Annotated in this window: 4 protein-coding genes; 3 read left to right on the forward strand and 1 reads right to left on the reverse strand. The window is 56.1% G+C overall.

Annotated features, from left to right (window positions below; genetic code table 11):
* The first annotated feature begins 265 nt into the window (after positions 1-265).
* Complete coding sequence (locus BRAS3809_RS34460) at positions 266-691, forward strand: EF-hand domain-containing protein (protein ID WP_052523516.1); 426 nt, start codon at positions 266-268, stop codon at positions 689-691.
* A 12-nt stretch (positions 692-703) separates the two neighbouring features.
* On the opposite strand, the gene BRAS3809_RS35385 is transcribed toward BRAS3809_RS34460, so the two are convergent.
* The gene (locus BRAS3809_RS35385) at positions 704-1,600 is read right to left on the reverse strand and encodes an FAD:protein FMN transferase (protein WP_083839205.1); all 897 of its coding nucleotides are present in this window, start codon (positions 1,598-1,600) and stop codon (positions 704-706) included.
* Positions 1,601-2,204: 604 nt separating this feature from the next.
* Here BRAS3809_RS35385 and BRAS3809_RS34465 point away from each other — a divergent pair.
* Both BRAS3809_RS34465 and BRAS3809_RS31425 read left to right on the forward strand, forming a co-directional pair.
* Complete coding sequence (locus BRAS3809_RS34465; RefSeq protein WP_008966043.1) at positions 2,205-3,545, forward strand: diguanylate cyclase domain-containing protein; 1,341 nt, start codon at positions 2,205-2,207, stop codon at positions 3,543-3,545.
* Positions 3,546-3,607: 62 nt separating this feature from the next.
* Positions 3,608-5,272 carry a methyl-accepting chemotaxis protein gene (locus tag BRAS3809_RS31425; protein ID WP_008966044.1) on the forward strand — a complete coding sequence of 555 codons (1,665 nt, stop codon included), beginning with the start codon at positions 3,608-3,610 and terminating at the stop codon, positions 5,270-5,272.
* The last annotated feature ends 355 nt before the right edge of the window (positions 5,273-5,627 follow it).

Consider the following 5,627-nt stretch of genomic DNA (forward strand, 5'->3'; position numbering starts at 1 on the left):
GTTCGAAACGGCGGATTCTAATCAATCCAAATGAGAGTTGGCCAGAGATCGACAGCGGCTCTCCGACGCCAAACGCTGCTGGATTACACTTCTCCGGTCACGGATACCAAGGCGGCCGAACGGAGTCGGTTAGGCAGATGCGGTGCGGGCATACCGAATTTAAGATTGTCTTTGGTTGCTTTAGGCAGACGTGCGGCAGATCGCCTCATTTAACGAAAATTTACCAAGTCGACGCAATCTAACACATGGAGAAAGGAGCCTTGCAATGAGCATCGACTTATCCGGCGTGTCGGCCGCTTCTGGTTCATCCCAAGTCTGGTCCGGCGCCAGCGCGCGTGCACCTGCTTCGCAGAAGATGACCAACCTGTTTGATCAAATCGACACAAGCGGCTCGGGTTCGATCACGCAGTCCCAATTTGAACAGGCGTTTCAAACTCGAAATCCTCCAAAGGATTTCAAGGCAGCGGGCGCCGACGCGATCTGGTCTCAGCTAGACCCGAGCAACACTGGCAGCGTTTCGAAGCAGGACTTCGTCAGTAGCATGACCACCCTAATGAAGCAGATGCGCACTCACCATCAATCCGAGAGTACGATGCAATCTTCAGCTCAGTCTGTTTATCAGACGATCTCGTCAAGTCGCGCGACTCTGCAAGGCCTGATAATCAGCAGTCAGGTCGACGTTACTGCTTGAGTTTGGCTCATCCTAGGTGAGTACAAACGGCGGGGTAGCAAAGCGGCTTCCATGGTGGTCAATGGCGGCATGACTAATCCCTCGACTCAAAAGCCACTCGGCTCCCTGACTACCTTTGAGCATCGCGATCGTCGACAAGCTACCTGCGGCTAAACAGTGGTCTGATGCGACACTAACCGAGGAAAGTCCGCTAACCGGCCATCCCGTCCGCGGATCGAGAATGTGCGAATAACGGCGTCCTTCAATCTCTATAAACCGCTCGTAGTCACCGCTGCTTCCCAATCCACCTTTTGACAAAGTTAAAGTAGCAAACGCCTGAGTCGCGGATTTGGCGTCGCGGATGGAAATCAACCATGGCTCGCCATCGCGCCGAGGACCGCCAATTGAGATATCGCCGCCAAGGTCGATTAAACAGGACTCAATCCCAAGACTGCGGCAGATATCAACGCCGCGATCCGCTGCGTATTCTTTGGCAATACCGCCCAGATCGATCTCCATATCGGGACGATCGAAAGTAAGAACGGGCCGGACCCAGCCCAGCTTCTCGAAGCCGACCTTGCCAATCAGTTCATTGATTCGGTCAAGGTTCAACGGAATTCCTGAACCAAAGTCCCACGCCTTACGCAAAATGCCGGACGTGATATCGAACAATTGATCAGAAAGCCGATAGCAAGCACCGGCATAGTCAATGAGTTCAGCCGTCTCTTCGTCTACCCGAATAGACCGCCCTAGAGACGCCTCCCGATTGATTTTAGAAAGAAGGCTGTTCGGAAGGTAACGAGAATATTTGGCCTCAATACGAAATACTTCAGCGATGACACTTTTCGCCGCCTGCTCATGAAGGGCCGCTTCCCCGTCGACGTGCACGGCACAAGGTGATCCCATCGCTTGGAAGTGAACCGTCTTCATCTCGCAATTTCATCAGCTTTCAGGACCAGGGTTTCTGATCGCTGAGTTTAACCCGTCTGTCGACACCGACGTCAATGCCATTCCGCAAGACGCGTGATCCGCGCGTCGAAGGCGTGCTTGATCCTGGGGATATAGGCTCCGATATTCCAATACGGCCGCTGGTATCGAGCGTACAATCGATGCCGAAAATGTCGAGCCGGATGCGATCGCAAATGAATTGCAAAGCTTCGGTATGAGAGGCATCAATGATATACTCCAACGAGCGCAAGAAGCGCTCCTCCTCGTCCAACAGCAAGGGCGCGTGGTGTGCCATGACCGTGCTGTTGCGATGGAGCTTCCAATCATTTCGAATCGCTAGGTTGTGCGATATTTAATGTAGCAACAGTCTCACTGCCTGCCGAGCTCATCTACCCGGTACTCTATTACAGGGCCGGCTGATATTGAAGCCGCAAAAATACGGCTTCCGGAACAAGCGATAGCCGAGTTTGCAGGCCGTTAAACTTCGCAGCCTAAAAAGGTTACGTCAAATCGCCGCCGATCCTCCGAGCTGCCACCGCATATCAAACAGTGGTTTGTTTGAATCGGTCTCCTCGCCGCCGCGAAATTGATCGACCTGCTGAAAATAGAGCTTGTCAACGGGCTGAACGTGAAAATGGAAGAGCCGAGCTTACTCCAGCATAAGATCGAGGCGCTAGAGCGGTCGCAAGCTGTAGTCGAGTTAGATCTCGACGGCACGGTTCTCCGCGCTAATTATCTTTTCTTGCAATTGACCGGCTACGGTAACAATCAAGTCGTGGGTCAATCCTATTCGATGTTTGTTCCGGCAAACGAGAACCAAATGTCCGAATACGAACGGCTTTGGACTCGGCTCCGAAGCGGGGAGCATGTCGCCGGCGAATTTTGCCGCATGAACTCCTCTGGTCACCCCATGTGGGTTTACGGCGTGTATTGCCCGCTCTTGGACGATGCTGGGCGTCCCTATCGTATTTTGAAGATGGTAGCCGATATAACAGCCACCAAGCGACGTGATGCTGATTTTGCTGGACAAGTGGCTGCGATAAGGACGTCTCAGGCCATTGCTGAATTTGATCTGGACGGCTTTTTGCTGGACGCAAACCAAAACTTTCTGCAAATGATGGGATATCCGTTAGAAAACGTCCGAGGTCGCCACCATTCTCTGTTTGTTGACTCTTCCGAGCGTGAAAGTGTCGAGTACAAAGCTTTCTGGTGGCGCTTGCGCGACGGCAACTATCATGCTGGGCTCTACAAGCGTCTTGACGCTTCAGGTGCAACCCATTGGATTCAGGCAAGCTACAATCCTATCCGGGACGAGAATGGGCAGCTCACGAAAGTCGTCAAGTTTGCGATAGATCAGACGTCGTCTGTCTTGGACCATCTTCGCGTCGAATATCTCTACCGGCATGACGCGCTGACTGGTTTGGCAAATCGTGCCGGACTGAAGCTAGCGCTCGATGCAATCTATTCTCAGCGAGACGGCGCTCAGCCGACTTTGCTTTTGGTCGATCTAGATCATATGAAAGCCATCAATGACACGCTTGGGCATCTCGCGGGCGACCAGTGTCTGATTACGTTAGCTGAGCGCATCAGGAACGCTGCTGGAAACGATACGACGGTTGCCAGGTTGGGCGGAGATGAATTCGCCGTACTACTCCAAAACGGATCGGAAGCTGCAGAAATAATTGCGCAAAGGATTGTAGCAGCAGCTTGCGAGCCTTTCGAATGGATGGGTGGTTTGTATCAGGTTGGCGCCAGCGTTGGTGTCAGCTCCGAAGGCGACAACCCGAGCGATCTGCTCAAATACGCCGATATCGCCCTTTACGAGGCAAAACGATCGGGGCGGTCCGCGTATCGCCGATTTTATAAGGCGAGTCCTCTGTCGTCGCCCGAATTATCTCCCACCGCAGACCTCGTTGTCGCAACCTAGCTTTCAAGAAACGCCGGCTTCGAGAAGTCCGTCAAATCACAGTCGTGGATGTGAGCTATTCGATGTTTAACTTGCGCAGCAAAAAAATCAAGCACGCCATCGCTGAAGTCGAGGCACTCGACCGCTCGCAGGCAGTCATCGAGTTTGGACTGGACGGCACCATCCTGGACGCCAACGAGAATCTACTGAGGATGAGCGGATACACGCTCGCCGAAATCAAGGGTAAGCATCATAGCATCTTCGTCAGCCAGGCCGAGCGCGAGAGCGGACGCTATCGCGACTTCTGGGCCAGCCTTAATCGGGGCGAGTTCCAGACCACGCAGTACAAGCGCTTCGGCAAGGGCGGCAAGCAGGTTTGGGTCCTCGCCTCTTACGCGCCGCTGCGCGATGAGAACGGCAAGGTGGTCAGCTTCATCAAATTCGCCACCGACATCACGGCGCAGAAGATCAAGGACATGGAGGATGCCGGCAAGATCGCCGCCATCAACCGCGTACAGGCCGTGATCGAGTTCGAGATGGACGGCACCATCATCGATGCCAACGAGAATTTCCTTGTCACGATGGGCTATTCGCTCGACGAGATCAAGGGCAAGCGTCACGGCATATTCGTCACGCCGGAGGATCGCGCGGGCGAAGCCTACGCCGCCTTCTGGGCCAAGCTGAATCGTGGCGAGTTCGAGGCCGCGGAATTTAAGAGGATCGGCAAAGGCGGCCGTGAGATCTGGATTCTTGCCAGCTACAATCCAATCCTCGACGAGAACGGCAAGCCGTTCAAGGTGGTGAAATTCGCAACCGACATCACGTCGCAGAAGATGAAGGCGGCCGACAGCGACGGCCAGCTCGCGGCGATCCAGAAGTCACAGGCGGTGATAGAGTTCAACATGGACGGCACCATCCGCACCGCCAACGAGAATTTCCAGAAGACGATGGGCTACACGCTCGCCGAGATCAAGGGCCAGCATCATTCGATGTTCGTCGAGCCGAACGAGCGCAATTCGGCTGACTATCGCCAGTTCTGGGAGACGCTTCGGCGCGGCGAATACCAAGCCGCCGAATACAAGCGGATCGCCAAGGGCGGTCGCGAGGTCTGGATCCAAGGCTCCTACAATCCAATCCTCGATCTCAACGGCAGGCCGTACAAGGTGGTGAAATACGCCACCGACATCACCGCGCAGGCTATCGGCCGCAAGAAGGCCGACAATGCGCGTGGACTGATCGAGGCGGTTGCCGCCGGCAGCGAGGAGATGAGCGCCTCGATCCGCGAGATCTCCGAGACCATGGCGAAGTCGCGCGAAAACTCCAAGGCTGCGACCGCCCGCGTCGAGGCTGCGGACGGTCAGGCACAGAAGCTGAACGCCGCCGCACAGGCCATGAGCGGCATCGTCGAGATGATCTCTGGCATCACCGGACAGATCAACCTGCTTGCGCTCAATGCCACCATCGAGTCTGCGCGTGCCGGCGAGGCCGGCCGCGGCTTCGCGGTGGTCGCCTCCGAGGTCAAGAACCTCGCGAGTCAGGCCAAGCAGGCTACCGACACGATCTCCTCCGAGATCGACGCGCTCAACACGGTCGCGGGTGATGTCGCGACGTCCCTCACCGCGATCAAGGCCGCCATCGAAGGCGTTAACGAGTTCATCGCCACGACCGCGGCTGCCGTCGAGGAGCAGAGCGCGGTCACGGCGGACATGTCGACCAACATGCAGCGGGCCTCGGCTGAACTTGCGTGAGACATACCATCCGTCGCGATACCTAATTTGGCCGGCTTGGTCGAGCCAGTGCCTTGAGGGTCGTGCCCAAACCAGGCTCGATCGCGGCCCCGCCTTGGCCCGACTAGGTCCTGGACATGTACTCCCGGACTTCAAACCGCGCTGGATGAAGCTTAAGTGGTTGGTCTGTGGCGAGAGCTGACCTTTCTGCGTAGACGTGGAGCGTCACTCGTAACCAAAAGGGGGACAGGTTCGCGCCAACGGTCGTGTCCCCGGGCGTGGTGTAACTCGGTAGAGCAAAGCCGTCCGCCCGCGCGCTCCCCCATTGCGCCGTAGCGGGTGGGCGGCTTTGCGGTGGTCACCGGCGATTGCTCGG

The sequence above is a fragment of the Bradyrhizobium sp. STM 3809 genome (assembly GCF_000239795.1).
In the GTDB taxonomy this organism is placed as follows: domain Bacteria; phylum Pseudomonadota; class Alphaproteobacteria; order Rhizobiales; family Xanthobacteraceae; genus Bradyrhizobium.